Origin of the sequence: Paenibacillus piscarius (assembly GCF_022234545.1) — a bacterium.
GTDB classification, from domain to species: Bacteria; Bacillota; Bacilli; order Paenibacillales; family Paenibacillaceae; genus Paenibacillus_AQ; species Paenibacillus_AQ piscarius.
The window spans coordinates 150,013-170,680 of sequence record NZ_JAIEUI010000014.1 but is presented as its reverse complement, the minus strand read 5'-3'; the positions used below and the strand labels follow the sequence as shown (position 1 = coordinate 170,680).

General features: G+C 52.1%; 17 protein-coding genes. 14 read left to right on the top strand and 3 right to left on the bottom strand.

The features are described 5' to 3' along the window. Positions 1-42 precede the first annotated feature (42 nt). The 4 genes from K1558_RS21190 to K1558_RS21175 all read left to right on the top strand — a co-directional run bounded on the left by K1558_RS21190 (position 43) and on the right by K1558_RS21175 (position 5,263). On the top strand, positions 43-1,485 hold the full coding sequence (locus K1558_RS21190; protein ID WP_238653661.1) for a glycoside hydrolase family 32 protein: 1,443 nt from the start codon (positions 43-45) through the stop codon (positions 1,483-1,485). Between the two features lie 235 nt (positions 1,486-1,720). After that, complete coding sequence (locus K1558_RS21185; RefSeq protein WP_238653686.1) at positions 1,721-3,550, top strand: APC family permease; 1,830 nt, start codon at positions 1,721-1,723, stop codon at positions 3,548-3,550. Between the two features lie 126 nt (positions 3,551-3,676). Then, positions 3,677-4,426 (top strand): VOC family protein, encoded by a 750-nt coding sequence (locus K1558_RS21180; RefSeq protein ID WP_238653660.1) that lies wholly within the window; start codon positions 3,677-3,679, stop codon positions 4,424-4,426. Positions 4,427-4,492: 66 nt separating this feature from the next. Further along, a complete protein-coding gene (locus K1558_RS21175) occupies positions 4,493-5,263 on the top strand; it encodes an EGFR-like transmembrane domain-containing protein (protein ID WP_238653659.1) in 771 nt (256 codons plus the stop codon). Here the strand turns inward: K1558_RS21175 and K1558_RS21170 are convergent. Then, positions 5,238-7,577 (bottom strand): AraC family transcriptional regulator, encoded by a 2,340-nt coding sequence (locus tag K1558_RS21170; protein ID WP_238653658.1) that lies wholly within the window; start codon positions 7,575-7,577, stop codon positions 5,238-5,240. The genes K1558_RS21175 and K1558_RS21170 overlap by 26 nt on opposite strands. A gap of 396 nt (positions 7,578-7,973) precedes the next feature. On the opposite strand from K1558_RS21170, the gene K1558_RS21165 reads away from it, so the two are divergent. From K1558_RS21165 to K1558_RS21150, 4 genes are read left to right on the top strand one after another with little or no spacing between them, the layout of a single operon-like run. Continuing rightward, positions 7,974-9,497 (top strand): extracellular solute-binding protein, encoded by a 1,524-nt coding sequence (locus K1558_RS21165; RefSeq protein ID WP_238653657.1) that lies wholly within the window; start codon positions 7,974-7,976, stop codon positions 9,495-9,497. After that, the gene (locus K1558_RS21160; protein ID WP_238653656.1) at positions 9,494-10,336 is read left to right on the top strand and encodes a DUF4037 domain-containing protein; all 843 of its coding nucleotides are present in this window, start codon (positions 9,494-9,496) and stop codon (positions 10,334-10,336) included. The genes K1558_RS21165 and K1558_RS21160 overlap by 4 nt, the downstream gene beginning before the upstream one ends. 29 nt (positions 10,337-10,365) lie before the next feature. Further along, positions 10,366-10,809, top strand: a complete 444-nt coding sequence (locus K1558_RS21155) for a GNAT family N-acetyltransferase (RefSeq protein ID WP_238653655.1) — start codon at positions 10,366-10,368, stop codon at positions 10,807-10,809. A gap of 40 nt (positions 10,810-10,849) precedes the next feature. Next, complete coding sequence (locus K1558_RS21150; protein WP_238653654.1) at positions 10,850-12,697, top strand: hypothetical protein; 1,848 nt, start codon at positions 10,850-10,852, stop codon at positions 12,695-12,697. Positions 12,698-12,904: 207 nt separating this feature from the next. Here K1558_RS21150 and K1558_RS21145 read toward each other — a convergent pair whose 3' ends face one another. Both K1558_RS21145 and K1558_RS21140 read right to left on the bottom strand, forming a co-directional pair. Continuing rightward, positions 12,905-13,177, bottom strand: coding sequence for a DUF6809 family protein (locus K1558_RS21145; protein WP_238653653.1), 273 nt, complete (start codon positions 13,175-13,177; stop codon positions 12,905-12,907). Positions 13,178-13,317: 140 nt separating this feature from the next. Then, positions 13,318-13,497 carry a CopG family transcriptional regulator gene (locus K1558_RS21140; RefSeq protein ID WP_238653652.1) on the bottom strand — a complete coding sequence of 60 codons (180 nt, stop codon included), beginning with the start codon at positions 13,495-13,497 and terminating at the stop codon, positions 13,318-13,320. A 163-nt stretch (positions 13,498-13,660) separates the two neighbouring features. Here K1558_RS21140 and K1558_RS21135 point away from each other — a divergent pair, with 163 nt between their 5' ends. From K1558_RS21135 to K1558_RS21110, 6 genes are all read left to right on the top strand, one after another. Beyond that, entirely contained in the window at positions 13,661-13,921 is a 261-nt protein-coding gene (locus K1558_RS21135) for a hypothetical protein (RefSeq protein WP_238653651.1), read from the top strand. Positions 13,922-14,612: 691 nt separating this feature from the next. After that, entirely contained in the window at positions 14,613-16,163 is a 1,551-nt protein-coding gene (locus tag K1558_RS21130) for an extracellular solute-binding protein (RefSeq protein ID WP_238653650.1), read from the top strand. Positions 16,164-16,275: 112 nt separating this feature from the next. Continuing rightward, positions 16,276-17,244, top strand: coding sequence for an ABC transporter permease (locus tag K1558_RS21125; RefSeq protein WP_238653649.1), 969 nt, complete (start codon positions 16,276-16,278; stop codon positions 17,242-17,244). 21 nt (positions 17,245-17,265) lie between these two features. After that, entirely contained in the window at positions 17,266-18,141 is an 876-nt protein-coding gene (locus K1558_RS21120; protein ID WP_238653648.1) for a carbohydrate ABC transporter permease, read from the top strand. Positions 18,142-18,194: 53 nt separating this feature from the next. Beyond that, positions 18,195-19,322 (top strand): glycoside hydrolase family 88/105 protein, encoded by a 1,128-nt coding sequence (locus K1558_RS21115; RefSeq protein ID WP_238653647.1) that lies wholly within the window; start codon positions 18,195-18,197, stop codon positions 19,320-19,322. Further along, positions 19,315-20,637 carry a glycoside hydrolase family 28 protein gene (locus tag K1558_RS21110; protein WP_238653646.1) on the top strand — a complete coding sequence of 441 codons (1,323 nt, stop codon included), beginning with the start codon at positions 19,315-19,317 and terminating at the stop codon, positions 20,635-20,637. Before K1558_RS21115 ends, K1558_RS21110 begins: the two co-directional genes overlap by 8 nt. Positions 20,638-20,668 lie beyond the last annotated feature (31 nt).

The following is a 20,668-nucleotide window of genomic DNA, read 5'->3' as shown; positions in this document are numbered from 1 at the left end:
CAATTAACTTAAACAGATAAAGGTGGTAATGGAGTGGATATCATGGAGCGTACCAAACATAGGCCGGTGCTGCATTTTACGCCTAAGCAGCATTGGCTGAATGATCCGAACGGGCTGGTCTATTTTGAGGGAGAGTATCATCTGTTCTATCAGCATCATCCGCATTCGAGCATCTGGGGGCCAATGCACTGGGGCCATGCGGTCAGCAAGGACCTGATTACCTGGGAGGAGCTGGACATTGCGCTGTACCCGGACGAGCACGGTACTGTCTTCTCGGGAAGTGCGGTCATTGACTGGAACAATACAAGCGGCCTATTTCCGGATAAGCCCGGTATGGTGGCGGTCTATACCAGCCATCTGGAGCCGGCGGCAGCGTCGCCTGCTATGCAGAGGCAGAGTCTGGCCTACAGCCATGACAATGGCCGGACCTGGAGCAAATATGCGGGCAACCCGGTCCTGTCCCATCCAGAGAAGGCTGACTTCCGTGACCCGAAGGTGTTCTGGTCTGAGGAGCAGGGTAAATGGGTCATGGTGCTGGCGACTGACCAGACGATTACCTTCTACTCCTCGCCGAATCTGCGGGAGTGGAGCCTGGAGAGTGAGTTTGGTGAAGGGGCAGGCTCTCATGAAGCGGTATGGGAATGCCCGGATCTGTTCCGGCTTCCGGTCGAAGGGACCGAGTCATCCAGATGGGTGCTATTAGTCAGCATCGGCGATAACAGCAGGCTGAATTACGGCTCGCGGACGCAATATTTCGTTGGGGACTTCGACGGCTCTGTCTTCACGCCGGAGCATCAGGATATCCGCTGGCTGGACTACGGCAGAGACAATTATGCCGGAGTCAGCTTCTCGGATATTCCGGCGGTAGACGGGCGGCGAATCTATATCGGCTGGATGAATAACTGGCGGTACGCCAACCAGATTCCAAGCCGGGGCTGGCGCGGCACGATGACCCTTCCGCGTGAGTTAACGCTGCTTGAGACAGAGGGCTGCACTGTGATCCGCCAGCAACCGGTAGCTGAGCTGGACCGATACTTCGCCGCAGAGTCAGCGGCGTTGCCGGAGCTGCTGCTGGAACCGGGCAAGCGGCGGCGGATTGACAGCGGATATACCGCAGCGCTGAAGCTGGAGCTTAAGCTGGAGCAAAGTGACGCAGACGAATTCGGTCTTATTCTTCATCATACGGACACTGAGTATACAGAGCTGATCTATTCTGCTGCGGAAGGTACCCTGACGCTGCGCCGGGATCAATCCGGCGAGACCGGCTTCTCGGAATTGTTCCCTATGCCGCAGCTTGCTGAAGGAATCGGCAGCCTGAAGAACCTGACGGTTCTGGTCGATGCCTGCTCGGTGGAGGTCTTCGCCAATGATGGAGAGGTGTCCATCACCAGCCTGATTTTCCCCGGAGGAGTCTGCTCGGGCCTGACCTTCTATGCGGAGGGCGGGAATGTGCGGCTGCGCGGTAATCAGTCTTTCATACGGTAAATTGATCATAGGATGAAATGGATAAGGGTGTTCTGCAAGGCGTGTGAAAACGCTTGTAGAACACCCTTGTTTTGGTGCGGGCAGGTTATGGGGAATCTGCATCTATACAGAATGCGGCAAAAGGATTAATGTAGTATCGAACGGGCGGCAAATCCAGTGTCCGAACCCAGTTATAGGCTGAGATTTTATTGGTGCACCATGGGTAATATAACAATAAAAAAGTCGGTGAGTGATGATGATGTCCTCGGTAAAAAGGTTCCTGATCGGGCGGCCGCTAAAGTCCGAGCAGCTCGGCGAGCAGAAGCTTAGCAAAACCAAAGCCCTCGCCATTCTGTCTTCAGATGCCTTGTCCTCTGTGGCTTACGGCCCCGAGCAGATTCTGCTGGTGCTGGTTACGATCAGCGCGGCCGCATTCTGGTATTCCATACCGATTGCAGCCGGAGTGCTGGTGCTGCTGCTGGCTCTGATCTTGTCCTACAGGCAGATTATTTTTGCCTATCCCCACGGGGGCGGCGCTTATGTAGTGTCCAAGGAGAATCTGGGCAAATATCCGGGCCTGGTGGCCGGCGGCTCCTTGCTCGTCGATTATATATTGACGGTGGCGGTAAGTGTATCGGCCGGGACGGATGCGATTACCTCGGCTTTTCCCAGTCTACATCCTTATAATGTGCCTATTGCCATCCTCTTCGTTCTGCTGATTACGACCTTGAACCTGCGCGGGGTCACCGAATCCGCCTCGTTCCTGGCTTATCCGGTCTATCTGTTCGTCCTGGCCTTGTTCATCATGATCGGTCTGGGCCTGTTCAACGTGCTGAGCGGCCGGGTACCGGCTGAGCTGCATACGGCGATTGGGACACCGGTGGCCGGAGTCAGCCTGTTCCTGCTGCTGCGCGCGTTCTCCTCAGGGAGCTCGGCGCTGACCGGGGTGGAGGCCATCTCGAATGCGATTCCGAACTTCAAGGCCCCGGCACCGAACAATGCGGCCAAGACGCTGGCGGCGATGGGGATTCTGCTGGCGCTGTTATTCTCAGGTATTGTGTTCCTGGCGTATTACTACGGCATCGCCCCGCGCGAGAAGGTGACGGTCGTCTCCGATCTTGCCGAGCATGTATTCGGCCGGAACTTCATGTATTACTTCGTGCAGGGGACAACAGCCCTGATCCTGGTGCTGGCGGCGAATACCGGGTACTCCGCCTTCCCGCTGCTGGCGGTGAATCTGGCCAAGGACAAATTCATCCCCCGGATGTTCACGGTCCGCGGCGACCGGCTCGGTTACTCGAACGGGATTGTCAGCCTGGGGGTATTGTCGATTATTCTGATCATCGCCTTCAAGGGGCGGACGGAGCATCTGATCCCGCTCTATGCGGTCGGTGTATTCATTCCGTTCACGCTGTCTCAGACGGGTATGATCGTCAAATGGCTGCGGCACAAGCCGGAGGGCTGGCTGCCCAAGCTGATTATCAATGCGGTCGGGGCACTGATCAGCTTCATTGTTACGATCATGTTCTTCCTGACCAAATTCCCGCAGGTCTGGCCGGTGCTGGTGTTCCTGCCGCTGATCATCCTGTTCTTCTATCGGATTTACAAGCATTACGAATCGGTTGCCGACCAGCTGCGGATAACGACCTGCGGTGAGCCGCCGCTGGCGATCGAAGGAAACATTATCATTCTGCCGGTGGCCGGGATTACGCATGTTGTGGAGAATTCACTGCGGTATGCCAAGTCGCTGGGAGCTGAGCAGATCATCGCTGTACATGTGCCTTTCGAGCGGGAGGACGATGCAGTCTTCGAGGAGAAGTGGAAGAAATTCCACCCCGAGGTGCGGTTGGTGACGCTCTATTCGCCTTACCGCAGCATTATCCATCCTCTGACCAAGTTCATTGATACGGTTCAGCGCAAGGCCAGCGAATCGAATTATCAGGTGACCGTTATCGTCCCGCAGTTCATTCCGAAGAAGGGTTGGCATAACATCCTGCATAACCAGTCCAGCCTGCTGATCCGCGCGCATCTGCTGTACCGGCGCAATGTCATTATTACAACTGTTCCTTATCATTTGAAAAAATAACAACATTATGTACAGAAGCCTCCAGCTTCGGATATCCGCCGGCTGGGGCTTTCCGTGCTTTTATCCAATTATAAGGATGTGGTAAGCTGACTCTGAGTGATATCAGCAGACAGGAGCGGAGTTAGCTTGAAAATTGATCACCTTGTTGTTAATGTGGATGCATCTGTGCAGGAGGATAAACAGGTTATCAGGCAGATCGAGTCCATGGGACTGCCGTACAAGCCCAAATGGGGGAAGGGAACAAGAGGCTTCAAGGTATCCAATCTGTGGATCGGCCGGGAATACTTCGAGCTTGTCCGAATCAAAACCAGAGACGGCGGCGGATGGATCAGCGATTGGACTACCCGTTATCTGCAAGGCCACCGGGGGTTAGTCGGCTTCGCCCTGGAAGTAGAGGATATTGATGCGACATATCAGAGGCTGAAGGCGCTGAATATCGGGATCACTGCGCCGGAGCCGCTGCGATTCCGCTGGTTTTTTAATCTATTGACCCGGACGATGCCTTGGCGTAACAGCTATCTTCCTGCCTTCAAAGGAGTGCCGTTTCAATTCTTCCTGCAGCAGATGAACGATGAGAAATCAAGGCATTTCATGGAGCAGTACATGGTACCTAATAGCATAGAGAATGATATCATGGGGATTGCGGAGGTGACGGTTGAGGGGACCTTAACACTGGAGGACTTGGAGATCATTCATGCTCTGTTCCCTGATTGGGAGCAGCAGGGAGATACCCTGAACATTCCTTTGGGGTCTCAGGTGATACGGTTCCGGGAATCGGGTACATACGGAGTAGAAGTGATCCTGAACTGCAATCGTGCAGAGCACGCCGGCAAGACAATGAGGCTTGGCGATCTGCAGATCCGCAATTCAGAGTGAGCTTGACTTCTCCCAGCAAGACACGGTTAAGTCACCAGCAACAGTCAGCGGATGGAGGGACAGAGGTTGAAGAAACGCAGGTTGAACGGCACTAGAATCAAGACAATACTGATTATGCTCATGCTTGTCCTGCTGCTTGCCGGCTGTGCACAGGGGACCGCCCATATGACTGTGAAGAAGGACGGCTCGCTGGATCTGGCCTTCAGCCTGCTGCTCGATGCACGGGCGGAGAAGCTGGTCAGCGGCGCAGTGGAGAAGCAGCTGTCGGACCGGCTGGCAGCAGCCGGCATTGAGCTGAAGAAGACCGCGAGCGGCAAGTCCACCGAATATCAATTTAAGAAATCCTACGCTTCCATAGAGGAATTGAAGAACAGCAGCAGCGGCATAGATGTTGTGGATGCTGAGGTCAGCCAGACGGACCGGTGGCTGTATACCAAATACAACATAAGCGCCCAGCCGAAGCTGAATGCCTACTCAGATGAGATTATTGACGGCCTGGGCAGCCTGAATGTTCCGAAGTCCCTGGTCCGGCTGCTGATGGGCAGCTTCTCTGTAGACTTCAAATTAACCATTCCCTATGACCTGTACGGTGAGAATAATGCGGCTGAGCAAGACGGCAACACGTTAACCTGGCATGTGTCGCTGGCAGATTCTGAGCCGATCCAGCTGTCAGTCTATGTGCCTGACATCAGGAATATTGCGATTGCCGGCGGCGGCCTGCTGCTGATTATAGCTATGCTGATTACTTATTTTATCCGTCGGAGAAAACAATCCCGCAGCAAGCCCAAAGCTCCGCCTGAAGGCCCTGCCTTTAATCCGCCTCCCGGACAGCTCTAGGCTTCGAGTGGAAGCTGTCCCGGTACTGGCCGGGGGTCATTCCCTCCTGCTTGCGGAAGGAACGGATGAAGTTCTGCGAATTATTGTATCTTAGGCGGGAGGCGATATCCTTCACCGGCATATCGGTCTCCTCCAGCCATTTCTTAGCCATCTTGAACCGGTACATTGTCAGGTAATCGCTGAAGTAGTACTGGGTCTCCTTGCGGAACACGCTGCTGATATAGTTGGCGTTATAATGCAGCCTGGAGGCGCATTCCTCCAGCGTCAGATCCCGGTCGTATTCATGCTGCACGATGTCAATCAGCTTCTCGGAGATATTATGGTACTGGGCATTCTGCCTGCTGTGGAAGATCACGATGACCGGCTGAATGACAATTGTCCAGAACCAGTCTTCGATCTCGGCCACAATATGCAGATCCGTCAGCTCCTCAAATAACGACCCTCCAGAAGGATAGATCTGGTTCAGAGTAATGCCCGATTCCTGCATCATGATCAGCGTATTGTTCAGCAGCCGGGTCAGCGGAATCTGATATTCCTGCGGCGAGAGCCCCAGCGCAAAAATACACTTGAACAGCTTATGCAGCAGCTCCTTCGCCTTCTCCCTGTCCGCGAGCTTGATGGCATCCATCAAGTCATTCTCCGTATGGGTCGGATAGTTCAGATTCAGATAATGCTTGCCCGAGTTAAGGTTCTCATACTGGATGATGATCCCTTTGCCGAGCGTAATCCGGTGCTTCAGCGCCTCCAGGCCTTCCCGGTAGGCAATCGGCATTTTGTCAAACGCATGGAACGGCAGACTGAGCCCGATGCTGATCTGCAGCTTGAGCACATAGTTAATCTCCTGCTGCAGGTTCTCGGTTAAGGCATACAGCCTCCGGTGAAAAGCCTCCGTATCTGCGTCCCCGCTCCCGATCACGACCGCCAGAACCTGACCCATGATTACAGGAGTCAGCCTGTGCTCTTCCGCCACCAGCTCCTCGATCATATTATGCGCTGCGAACAGCAGCAGATTGAGATCCTTTTTCTCATAGCTGCTCTCCTCGGAGAAGTCGATGCTCAGCGTAATGACCGCCATCGTCTTCCATTCCTCCGCCTGACGGCCGTACCCGTATTGCTCCAGCTCCTCCAGCAGCTCGCGCTTCCGCAGATTGCCTTGAAGGGCCTGGATCAGGAAGAAGGTCCGCACCTGCCCCAGATGCTGGCTGACCTCCTTCTCCAGCTGCGACTTGGACTGGAACAGGGAATGCACCTGCTCCCCGATGAGCTGGAATTCATCCGAATGCCCTGCCCGCAGGCCGGGCCGGCGCAGCCCGATCTGAGTCAGCAGCCGCTGAATCGGGGTATACATCCGCCGGGAGCCGAGCCACGCCAGCAGCACCGATACGAGCAGCATGGACAGGCAGACGAGTACGGTGTAGGTACCGATTTTGCCGGATTCCCGGGTCAAGCTCTTGATGGAGGTGGCCGACAGATAGGTCCAGCCATTCTGCGGGGAGCGCATATAGCTGATCGAATAATCGGCATTGTTGATCTCGGTCTTGAATTGTCCGGACGGTTCGGCTGCAGCCGCAATCTGCTGGAACCCGGTGAATCCGCCCGCCTCTGCCGGCTGTCCGATCAGGCTGCGGTCAGGGTGCAGCAGAATCCGCCCCGTCTTGTCCAGCACTATAATACTGTCCAGCGGCTGCACCTCGGAGTTGATGAAATCCTGGAGGCTGCAGGCCGGAATGTTGGCGATGGCCAATCCATACTTTTGCAGCTTGGTGACCGGCAGCTTCTTCACCAGACTGATGCTGTAATCACAGCCGGTCACGTTAATGCTCTCCTCACTGTAGAACAGAGAGGACGGATTCAGCACCCAGGAGGAGCTGCCTTCAATGTTCAGCAGATTCGTGAGCTGTTCATAATTCCGGTATTCATTCAGGCGGTAGAGCCCGGAATTCTTAATCATCCAGTTCTGCCGCTGGTTGAGCAGGACGACATCCTCCAACCGGGTATCGAAGGACTGCATATTGCGGATCTCGTTGCGAAGGTCATTATATAAAATGAAATCGTTTTCATTTAGCGGGTTGTTCAGCGCCTTCTTGAGGACGGAGGAGTTCACGACCTGATTCAATGTCTGGTTGACAGTACTCAGCTTATGCTCTACATTTGAGGTGATTTGTAAAATAAGTTCCATTTTGCTTTGGTTAACATTTTTTTGAATCTCGCTAGAGGATGTGAAATAAGAGAAGGAGCCAATGAACAGCACCGGCAGGATGCTGATGGCGAACGCGAACATGGTAAGTTTACTGAGAAAGCTCAGATGTTTCAACGGAGTTCAGCACCTTTGCAAGAATAGTAGAATCACTGCTCTAAGTGTACGCATCACGATGGATAATAACAATAATCATCTGGTACGGCAATAATCATTTTCTCGGATGATCAGTTAAAATGGTGGATTTTTCAATAAATATAGAAGATATACTTAAGATTTGTCCTTATAGCGTAATTGTCACTCCGGTGAACATTTGGACTTCCGGCCGCTGTTGTCACCAGATTTCTTGAATTATTCCGCTGTCGGCGGATGAAATCCGTTGACAAAGGCGGACGCTACCGCTCCTACAGTTCCAAATTTCCCCTCCGCTTCTTTTCGCTTTTCGTTATTTCTTAAGTGCTTATTATATATCTCTTCAATTTATATACATATTAAGCTTCAGGGGGTATGACCATGTTCAACCGGATCGCGGGCAAGAAGGGTACTCTGGCAGGGTGTCTCCTTCTCTTGTTATCGTTCATTATGTTAAGCGCTTGCAGTGACCAGAAGCAGGAAGGGAATTCAATTCCTGCGGGAGTCCGCCCGGCCATCTCGATTCTGGCCCCACTGCATTTCCCGCAGACTCCTTCGGGTGAGCTGATCACTGAGATTGAGCGGCTGACAGGGACGGAGTTGAACATTACCTGGGTGCCTGAGGGCGTCTACACGGATAAAATGAATACTGCCCTGACCACCGGCTCTCTCGGCAAGGTAACGTTCGTCAAGTTCACCGACTACAATCCGGTCAAGAATATGATCCGCTCCGGCGCTTTTTGGGAGATTGGGCCCTATCTGGCGGAATTTCCGAATCTCAGTCAGCTGAATGCGGCGATTCTTAAGCAGACTTCGGTGGACGGGGGAATCTATGGCCTCTATACTGAGAGACCGGCCTCCCGGCAGGGCATTATTATCCGCAAGGACTGGCTGGACAAGCTGCACCTCAGTCCGCCCGGAACGCTGGACGAGCTGTATGAGGTCATGAAGCAGTTCACCTATAATGACCCGGACGGTAACGGCAAGGCAGACACCCTCGGACTGGTGGACCGCAACGACCTGGTGTATGGTGTATTCAAGACGTTAAGCTCTTACTTCGGCACACCGAATAACTGGAAGATTGAGGACGGGCGGTTCATCCCGGAATTCGCCACCCCACAGTATATGGACACGATGAACTTCATGCGTAAATTATACCAGGAGGGGATCATCAACCAGGATTTCGCCTTGACCAGCAAAGAGGTACAGCGCGACAAGTTCATCCGGGGAACGGCGGGGATTTTCATCGGCAGCATGACGGATGTGCAGCGGCTGTCCATCGAAGCCAAGGCGATTAACCCCAAGGCGGAGCTGACGCTGATTAACCGGATCAAGGGGCCGGACGGGTATAAGGTATGGTCGATTCCGAAGTTTAACGGCCTGTATCTTTTCTCGCGCAAGGCCATTGCCACCGAGCAGGAGCTGAAGCAGGTCCTCGCGTTCTTCGACCGCACGATGGATGAGGATGTCGCCAGCCTGATGGCCTACGGCTTCGAGGGCCGCCACTATCAACTGGACGGAGACGGCAAGGTAATCCTGCCGGAAGAGACATCCCAGCTCCGGGTGTATGAGGTCAATCCGCTCAACTCCCTGATGATCGCCGATGTAGGCAATCCCCATATTAGGGAGGTCGCCCAGAAGGAGCAACTGACCGCACTGGCCGACCAGCTCAGCCGCGATAACGAGCAGTTCCTGGTCGATGACCCCACCGTCGCCCTCACCTCGCCGACCTATGACGAGAAGAACGCTGAGCTGTCCACCATCATCGCCGACGCCACCTACAACTACATCCTCGGCAACCTCGACGCCGCCGGCTTCGCCCGCGAGGTGGAGAAGTGGCACGCCAGCGGCGGGAATCTGATTATTCAGGAGTATGGGGAGGCAGCGAGGGGGTTGGAGGAATGAGACAGAATGAGTTCGTAAGAAAGGGTAAGGAACATTTCGAAACGGTAATACTTCCAAAACTCCGATTGATTTCTGAACAGGTTGTCAATAATATGATGATCTTCATTGAAGGTTCGGTTGCATATGGATTCTGTGATGAACAATCGGATATTGATTTAGATTATTATATCGACATGGATATTGATGAGGATATCCGTCAAAGCATCAGAGAACTTTTTACGGGCGAAACCTATTGGTATCAAGGGGTACGAGTGTCTTACGGGTTTAGCGGAGCGTATTGGAAATTTGATCTCCTTATGAATGATGAAATGGATAGATTCTGGAATGAGTTTGATCCTTATGCGTTAAACAATATTATGAGAGCTATTCCAGTATGGGACCCCAAAGGAAGCTTAGCATTATCGCAAAAAAAGGTTGAATGCTATCCGGATGAGATTAAAAAGAAGATTATTCGTGGTCTATGGGTTACAATTAATGACAGTGGACAGTACAATTTCTGCGAAGCATTGAAAAGAAATAATATAATTGAAGGGCGGATCTATCAATATAGAGCAATAGAAGCAATGCTCAGGCTGGTATATGTCCTAAATAATCAATATTTTTATCCAACGAAATGGTTATCAGCGGGATTAGTTAATTTACAAAAGGATTTTGGGTTAAGAGATGCTCTTGATAAAATAGCTGTATCACATTGTGAAGAAGATGATTATAAAGAGTTTATGAAAGTCCATGAAAATATGAAGCAATTTATGATTAAGCATGATTCGATTGAATTAGAGTGTATTGACAACTACAGTATGGTTTTTCAAAAACCATTTCATATTTTTAGTACATTTTAGGTCAGACAATATGGAGGATTGATTACACCGTGAATATTACACTACATAAGATTACCCCTGAGCTGGAACAGAAGTGCACTCAATTGAGCGTAAGCGCCGGGCAACTGAACTTGGTGGCAAGTAATGCCGACTCACTTGTACATGCAACCAATGAACCTACCTCTGTACCCTACGGTATTTTCAATGAAGAAGAGATGGTCGGCTTTATTCTGTTTGATAATGAGAGATATACAGATGGCTATTATTGGATTCTGAGATTTATGATAGACGCAAGATTTCAGGGCGAAGGGTACGGGAAAGCAGCAATTAAAGAGGTCATAAAGATGCTGGGCAGCCGTGAGGACTGTACACAGATCAGGGTATCGCATATCCCGATTAATCTAACGGCTAATAAGCTCTATAAGAGTGTGGGATTCACCGAGACTGGGGAGTTTGAGGACAACGGGGATGTTATTTTGGGTTATATGATGTGAGTTTTTATAGTTATATTCTTTGATAAAGCAGGTGCTGCATATGCCCGAGACCCAGTTAAGAATTATTTTTCAAAACAAATATCTGGAATTAGGAAATGTAATAGATTGGATCAAAAGGGCTCCTGGATTTAATCCAGTAAAATTTAAGTCTGATGTCGTAACAAAAGGTGAGGCTTTAAAATATTGCAAAAAGGATTTTTCCGTTTGTTTTATAAAAGAGCTGCGCAAGAAAGCTCCTGTCTTTATAACTGTTATCGATTCCAATGGAAATCAGATCATGATCAACAAAGGCAGGGACGCTGCCTCCCTGATTATTGGCCTTAATACCAGCAGTGAAATAAAACTGGAAGAGTGGGTAGCCTATGCAGACACCTTTTTTGAAGAGAATATTGGAATTGTAGCTTGCATATATCCTGAAGATGATTATTTTTGGCAGCAAAATGTTGATCTAGGGCAATATGAGAAGTACGGCAGGGCGACTGATGATTTAAAACTTAAGGAAATGGATAGTGTTACAGTCGCAATTGATCCCACCTCTCTTCCCGGACACTCTTTCTATGTTAAGGATATTTGGTTTGGTTCTACTTGGATGATGTGGTTTGGACCAGACTATTTTCAGTTTATCCTTTATGAGCGTTTGCTGGAGTTTGATCAGGCTTTTAACACCCGGACACTCAGTAATATTCTTCACGGGCACCGTCCGATTGCGATGCAGCAGCTGGACCCGATTACTCAGGCCATGGGGCAGGAGGAAGGGTATTTCTACGACTTGTACATCAATGACTATATTATTGGCGGTTCTTCCGACTGGCGGAGAATTGGACCGCTATTGCTCCGATGTGCCGAACTGAACAAGCTGGACAGTATTGAGCGAATGGCCCGCCATATTATGGACAATCTGATGTACGCTCCCCTGTTATTTGATAGTGCAGAAGAACTCTTCATCGCTGGGAAAAAGGAAGCTGCTGCCGCAATCTATGAGATTGTCGCCGAAGCCGAACGCTATCAGCATTCCGAACGATTGGCGTTATGTCATTTCAGGCTGTTCACTATTTCGCTCAGCGATGACCAGAACCAGAATCTGTGGGCAGCGAACCGGTTCGAGCCTTTTGTGGAACGGCTACATGAAGGCGATCAGCTCGATGCACTCAAAGAGCTTGCCAATACATATCGCTCCTTACAGCGCTGGGACAAGGTTGAGGAATACGCCGCCAAAATGGGCCATAAAGCCAGAATTCAATATGACCTGAAGGTCCGGGACCATCGCAGAGCATCCGAACCCGTCAAGCTTCCCGGCAGACCGCTGTTCTTTTACATTGCGTACAGTAATTTGCTGCGCGGAAATGTCTGCGATGAGCTGGGTGATTATGAGGGGGCTTTGGGTTATATAACGAGTTATGCTGATTTGAACTGGGTTAGAGAGCAAGGGGATGAGGTCGAGCGTTGGAAAAGTTTGTTCATGGAGTGGTCCAAAGCTAATATTCTTTTGACAAAGCTGGTAAGTGGCGATTCCACTGTAATTGAGCAATATTCTGCCTACCTTAACGCACATCAAGAGGAGAGAATTACCGGGTTGTTGTATATGCTTAAAGCTGCTAATAAATACAACTTTAATATCAATGCTATCTTACAACAATTTAAGCAGGACCTAGAGAAGAGGGTTATTGATCTGGTCCAGGTGAGATATTCGCGCAAATTAGTTCTTGACCGTCAAGCTAATTTACTGCTGGAACTGGCTAAGTACTTACTAGACAGAGGTGAATATCACAGCGGCTTAGAATTTCTATCAAAGTCAGTTCAGCAATATCAGTTGATCAATGATGAGAAACATAAGATTCTTGGCGTTTTCGCCAACATCCTTAAGCAATCCAGAAGCATTACAGGTTAACAGTTGATCAAGCTATTTCTCCAACAATCCTCAAACGAACCATTACCTCTACACTGCTGATGTTATTCTAATTTATCCAATCACCGCCGCACTCAATGAGACTTCAGGTATACTGCTGGGCCATTTTCAAAAGAAGGCCCCGCCGCTTCAGCGGTGGGGCTTAGCTATGGGACTAATCTGTGCTACAGACGATATATCCACCGAGGATTATGGACGATTACTCATTGTTTCAATCAGAAGGTTTGCCCCCAACTTGAACCCTTGATGAAAGGCCGCTTCCACATGCATGCTGTTCACGCTATCGTACAAATCCAAATATTCCTCCAGCTCTCTAAACACTTCCTCGCCCAACCGTTCGCGCCATTGCAGTGTCTCTGCTGTTACCTGTTTGTATGCGGAACGATATTCTGGATGTGACGGCACAATAGTCATATTGGGTTGAAGCTTCCCGTGGTACAGGGCTTCCAAAATTGTTTTCATGATTGTCCTCCCATTATGTTCGTCGCATCGCTTGAATGAGGTTCCTGCACATGGTAGGATATTTATGCGGTCTGCTTATCCAAGCGATTGCGGGATAGGAAGTAGCGGTGTTCTTTGTGGGACTTACGCTGCTTCCTTCTTTACTTTTGGAGCTCGTCAAACACCTTTTCAATTCCCTTGCGAACGACTGAGGAACGTGACATATTAAGCTTTTCTGCAGAAACATCAAGCTTGCTCAGAATTTCCTGATCGACACGTATTTCAATCTTTTTGCTTTTGGGATTATCAGATAGTGGACGCCCCAACTTTTTAGAGGACATTACATCACCCCTTTTTTGTCCTGATAACAATATATTATTATCAGGACAAAAAGCCAATGAAGCCCTTCATGATTGACCTATCTTTTCAGCCAAAAAATGAAGCTAACAACAATAAAAGTGCAGAACAAGATAAGAATAATGGTAAAGGGAGAGGAGTCGGTCAATGAGAGGTCAAGTCTATGTGGAGTATAGACGGTTAGGTTTCTTTGCTGTACAGACTGAAGAGAATTATTTCTCCATCATTGAGGTTCAAAGTAAACTCCCTTCCTTATTAAACAAATTAATTGGAGATATTGATTCATTGGGTGAAAAATCGCTATACAATGAAACAACTCAAGAAGAATTAAACGTATCCATTGTATCTACACAGTTAACCCTGGCTGAAGCGAAGAGTTATTTAAAGAAAGCTGTAAGAGGAAAATAGTTCTCCTGGAGATGCGCTAAAATGTTGCAAATAATGCATCTCTGAATTGTCCATATCAGCACACTACAAAGGAATGTTGCACGAAATGCAGGAATTTTCTCTTAGGGCGGCTTAGAGGAGGAAGAATGCTGCCTTTTCTGCAACATTTTTGGATGATGGTTAGTTTCATGAGCGGAATGTTGCAATTTGTGCAGGATTTTTGAGTAAAAGCAGACTAATCAGCTCTCTTATCCAAGAAGGCCCCGCCTCGCGAAGCAGCGGGGCCTTCTTATACCTACTTTCAAGGATAGGCCTTGAAAGCCCCAGTCTGGAGCGGCAGAAAGGGACGGAGGGAGGTTTGGAACTGGAGGAGCGGTAGCGTCCGCCTTTAGGTATTGGATTTCTACCGCAGCTAGCGGTCCGAATCAGGAAATCCAAACCTAACAGCGGCCGGAAGTCCAAAGCTCTTGGAGTCCCGCCCGCCGCCGCTCGCCTATCGTAGTCCCTCCATACGCTAATCCTCCTCCATACCGTCACCACTACCACACACTAGCTTTCAATGCCTATCCCCCTCCCCCTATCACACGATAATCATTAACCCACACCCCCACACCCAGCAAGCTTTTATGAGCAAATGATTGTATTCGTAATCCTTCGCGATCTGTAAGGTAAGGCTTGTAACCATTACAAGTTAAACGGAGGTCAAAGAGGAATGACGAAAAAATCCTTCACCCTGCTCCTGAGCTCGCTGCTGACACTCAGCATGTTGTCCGCTTGCGGCGGCAACAACAAAGAGGCAGCTGCCACCACAGACCCGGGCACCGGAACGAATACGGCAGCCGCTACGGAAGCAGCCGCAGAGCCGGAGAAGCCGACCGAGATCAAGATTATGCTGCCGCTGAACACGACAGATACTCCACCGGATACGATCAAGAATGAAGTGGAGAAATTGACGAATACGAAGCTGACCTATCAATTCTTCCCGGCCGACACGTATGAGGAGAAGCTGAATTCCTCATTCGCCACCGGCTCTCTGCCGCAGGTGACCTACCTGAAGAACCAGACGACCTTCCTGCAGATGAAGGAGGCGATCAAGGACGGGCAATTCTGGGAGATCGGGCCGCTGCTCAGCGAATTCCCCAACCTGAACAAGCTGAAGCCGGAGATCTTGAACAATACGAAGGTGGACGGCAAGCTGTACACGCTGTACATCGGCCGCCCGCTGGCCCGCCAGGGCATTATCTACCGCAAGGACTGGGCGGATAAGCTGGGATTGAAGGCACCGGCCAATACGGATGAGCTCTTCGCTATGGCGAAGGCCTTCACCGAGCAGGACCCGGACGGCAACGGGAAAAAGGATACGATCGGCGTGGTGGACCGCAATGAGCTGGTGTACGGTGCATTCAAAACGGTCTCCTCCTGGTTCGGCACCCCGAACAACTGGGCCGAGAAGGACGGCCAGCTCGCGCCGGAGTTCACTTTTCCGCAATACATCGATACGATGGATTTCTTCAAAAAGCTTCGTGAAGGCGGTTACATGAACCAGGACTTCGCCGCGACCAGCAAGACGGATGCGGTCAATATGTTCACCAGCGGCAAGGCCGGGCTGTATATCGGCGGCTCGATGCAGGACATCGATTCCCTGAACAAGGACCTGATCAAAAACGTGCCGGATGCCGTGCTGGATACGCACAGTATGGTGGCTGGACCTGACGGCAAATTCGCCCAGTGGATGATTCCCGGCTACAACAACGTAGTGCTGTTCCCGAAATCGGCAGTGAAGGATGAAGCGGAGCTGAAGAAGATTCTGAAGTTCTTCGACGCGATGATGACTCCTGAGGTAGCCAACCTGATGTACTGGGGCATTGAAGGCACCCACTATACCGTGGTAGACGGCAAGGCCAAGGCAACTGACAATAAAGAGCTGATCGAGCGCGAAGTCAAAGGCTTCAAGGACAGCGTCATTGGCGAATACGAAACGAACGGCATGTATCAGAGTCTGAACGTGCTGCCGGGCCGGATTCATGCGGAGGAGCTGGTGCTGGAGAACGTGAAATATGGGGTCGCAGATCCTACGGCGGCGCTCGACTCGGCAACCTATACGTCCAAGGGCGTAGAGCTTCAGCAGATTATTGCGGATGCCACTTACAAGTACATGTACGGTCAGATCGATAAGGCCGGCTTCGAGAAGGAAGTCGAGAACTGGAAGAGCCGGGGCGGGGCGAAGATCATCGAAGAATACAATGCCGCGTACAAAAAATAAGCACAGCACATTAGCAACAGCAGTGCACTGATCACGGAAAGAGGGCTGTTTGGATAGCGTTCCGGCAGCCTTTTTTCCACAATCGAGAATTGACTTAGAAAGGAAGAGAACCATGCAGGAAGTGACGGCCCCGCCCCGCACAGCTCCCAAACCGAAGCCGGAGAAATACAAAAGCAGCAGTGAGCTGAAAAAGCGGCTGTGGCGCAACAAATTACTCTATGTGATGCTGATTCCCGGCGTGCTGTATTTCATTGTGTTCAAATATTTGCCGATGTACGGACTGATCATCTCCTTCCAGGATTACAAGCCCTACCAGGGCATCAGCGGGAGCGAGTGGGTGGGGATGAAGCATTTCAGCCGGCTGTTCACCGAGCCTGATTTCCTGAACATTCTGAGCAATACGCTGATTCTGTTCGGGATGAATATTCTGATTTATTTTCCGATTCCGATTATTCTGGCCCTGATGCTTAACGAACTGAGAGGCACCTTCTTCAAAAGATTCTTCCAGACCCTCGTCTACCTGCCGCACTTCATGTCCTGGGTCATCGTTGTCTCGATCTCCTTCGTCATGGTGACGATGGACGGCGGGATTATCAACGAGCTGCTGGCTTACTTCGGCTTCGCCAAGGTGAACTTTCTGCTGAGTCCGGGCTGGTTCCGGCCGATGTATATTCTTCAGGTGATCTGGCGGGAAGCAGGCTGGGGGACGATTATCTATCTGGCTTCCATCGCGGCTATCGATCCGGGGCTCTATGAAGCTTCGCGTATGGATGGAGCGGGACGGCTCCGGCAGGTCTGGCATATTACGCTTCCTGCGATCCGGGGAGTGATCATCACCCTATTCATTCTGAAAATCGGTTCCGTCCTCGACCTGGGCTTCGAGCATGTCTACCTGCTGCTCAACTCCATGAACCGCGAGGTGGCGGAAATTATCGATACGTATGTCTACACCGCCGGACTGCGGCAAGGGCAGTTCAGCTACAGCACCGCCATCGGCTTCTTCAAATCGATTGTCGGCCTGATCATGGTCATGACCGTCAATAAGATTTCCAAAAAAATCGGAGAAGAAGGCGTCTATTAAAATGCCGCAGGAGGAATTCAAATGGTAGAAGACCGCACGATCAGCGGCAGATTGTTCTCTGCCGTCAACTTTATACTGCTTGCACTCATCGCGCTGGTAACGGTGCTCCCGTTCATCCACGTGGTGGCCGGCTCCTTCACGACCAGCGCTGAGCTGGCTGCTAACAAGTTTGTGCTGATTCCGAAGGTGTGGAGCCTGGAGGCGTACAAATTTATTTTCTCCACGAATACGATCTTCCGGGCACTTGGGGTGTCGATCGGGGTCACGCTGGTGGGTACGCTGTTCAGCATGTTCATCACGGCGCTGATGGCCTACGGCCTCTCCCGCAAGGATCTGGACGGACGCCGGGTATTCAACTTCCTGGTGGTGTTCACGATGCTGTTCCACGGCGGGATGATCCCGACGTTCCTCGTGGTGAAGGAGCTGGGGCTGATTGACTCGTACGCGGCGCTGATTCTGCCTTCGGCGATTAGTGCGTTCAATATGATTATCCTCAAGAACTTCTTTCAGAACATACCGGAAGGGCTGGAGGAATCGGCCAAGATTGACGGCTGTAATGACTTCGGGATTCTGTTCAAAATCGTCCTGCCGCTCTCGCTGCCCGCAATCGCCACCATCTCCCTGTTCTACGCCGTGACCTACTGGAACACGTATATGAGTGCCATTCTGTATCTCGACGACAGCGCCAAATGGCCGATTCAGGTGCTGCTGCGGCAGATTGTCGTGCTGGCCAGCGGGATGGATCACAGTGCCACCCTGGACGGTACGGTGCCGCCGCCGGATCAGACGATCAAGATGGCTGTTATCGTAGTCGCTACGCTGCCGATTCTGATGGTGTATCCGTTCCTGCAGAAGCATTTTGCCAAGGGTGCGATGCTGGGCTCGATGAAGGGCTGAGGCTGGGGATGACGATGGACCGGACATTTTGACATAGAGAAAGGGGTATAACGATGATAGGCAGTCTGCCGCAAACACCGATGGAATGGGCGCAAAAGGCCTGTGATTCACTCATGGATACGTACAAGGCGGGGGAGCTCCCGCCTGCGCACCGCTGGCATTATCACCAGGGCGTGTTCCTGTGCGGAATGGAGCTGCTGTGGAAGAAGGTCCGGGAGGACCGTTATATCAATTACATCCAGGAATATGTGGATGATCTGGTGGATGAGCAGGGCAATCTGTATTTTGCCCGGGATGAGCTTGATGCCGTGCAGGCCGGGCTGCTGCTGTTCAACCTGCATGAACGGACCGGGAAGCCGAAGTACCGGGTGGCGGCCGGGAAGCTGCGCCATCTGCTGCTGACGCTGAACCGGACGGCCGAGGGCGGATATTGGCATAAGGATAAATATGCGCACCAGATGTGGCTCGACGGGCTGTATATGGCGGGCGTCTTCTCGCTGAAGTACGCGAATGCTTACGGTGAGGAGGGCCTGCGCGAAGAGGTGCTGCACCAGGAGCGGCTGATGCGTAAATATATGAAGGATGAGGACACCGGCCTGCTGTACCATGCCTGGGATGAGCGCCGCCGGATGCCGTGGGCGGACCCGGAAACCGGCTGCTCGCCGGAGTTCTGGGCGCGCTCGCTAGGCTGGTATGGACTGGCAGTGTCGCAGTTCATGGATGAACTGCCGGAGCATGATCCGGCCCGGGCGGAGCTGGCCGCCGAGCTGGCCGGGTTCGTGCAGGCGCTGATCCGCTACCAGGATGCAGAGAGCGGCCTGTGGTATCAGGTGGTGGACAAGGGCCACGAGCCGGATAACTGGCTGGAGACCTCCGGCTCCTGCCTGTTCGTGTACACGATCGCCCGGGCGGTGAAGCTGGGCATCCTGCCGGAAGCAGCGGCGCAGGAGGCGGCAGCAGCAGCGCGCAAAGGCTACGAGGGTCTGCTGCAGGTGCTGGAGTGGGATGAGCAGGACCGGTTGGTGCTGCCGGACATCTGCATTGGCACCGGAGCGGGAGATTACAACAGCTATGTCACCCGTCCGAAGGTCAGCAACGATCTTCACGGAGTGGGCGCGCTGGTGATGGCCTGCGTGGAGATGCAGGAGCTGTATCCGGCGGAGGAGGCAGACAGTGTATAACATAGTGGACTATGGAGCGCAGCGGGACAGCGGAGTACCGGCAACGCAGGCGATTACGGATGCCATTGCAGCGGCAGACCGTGACGGCGGAGGGACAGTGTATGTTCCGGCCGGCACCTTCCTGACCGGAGCGGTGCGTCTGCGCAGTAACATCGAGCTGCATCTTAGCCCTGGTGCGGTGTTGTCCTTCAGCACCGACCCGGCGGATTATCCTCCCGTGGAATCCCGTTGGGAGGGGGTGAAGCGGGAGGTTCATACGCCTTGTATTTACGGGGCTGGTCTGAATAATGTCTCGGTCACCGGCAGCGGAACGCTGGACGGCAACGGCGCACCCTGGTGGGAGAAGCACCGTCACCGCCGGGAGGAGCTGGCCTATCCGCGTCCAAGGCTGATCGCCTTCGACGATTGCAGCCGGGTGACTCTCCGCGACCTGACGCTGCTCAATTCGCCGAGCTGGACCGTGAACCCGGTCAATTGCAGCAATGTGCTGATCGATAATCTGTCGATTCTGAATCCGGCGGATTCGCCGAATACGGATGGGATTAATCCCGAGTCGAGCCGGGATGTCCGGATCAGCAATTGCCATATCGATGTCGGCGATGACTGCATTGCCATCAAGGCCGGGACCGAGGATACCCGGGAACGGATTCCCTGCGAGAATATCACGATCACGAACTGCGTTATGGTGCACGGGCATGGCGCGGTGGTGCTGGGCAGTGAGATGAGCGGCGATATCCGCAATGTGACCATCAGCAACTGCGTGTTCAAGCAGACAGACCGCGGCATCCGCATGAAGTCCCGGCGCGGGCGGGGCGGAATCATCGAGGACATCCGGGTCAGCAATATTGTGATGGAGGAGGTCATCTGCCCCTTCACGCTGAATCTCTATTATTTCTGCGGGCCCCGGGGCAAGGAGAAATACGTCTGGGACAAGAATCCTTATCCGGTGACGGAGGAGACGCCGCAGTTCCGGCGGATTCATTACGCCAACATTACCGCCCGCAACGTCCATGCTGCCGCCGGATTCCTGTATGGGCTGGCTGAGCAGGCGGTGTCGGAAATTACCTTCACCAACATCGATATCTCCATGGCGGAGCATGCCGTGCCCGGCCAGCCCGATATGATGGCCGGACTTGAGGACATGCAGCGCCGGGGCTTCTTCCTCGGCAACGTCCGCGAGGTACAATTCCAGCAGGTCACGATCGAGAACCATGCCGGCCCGGCCTTCTATGTGGAGAACGGGGAAGAGGTCGAGTTTCTGCATTGCCGCTCCAGGAATACGGCGAAGCCGGAGGAGCTGGTGGAGCGGATATAAGCTGTAAATAGAAGAGCCTGGTCCTTATGGG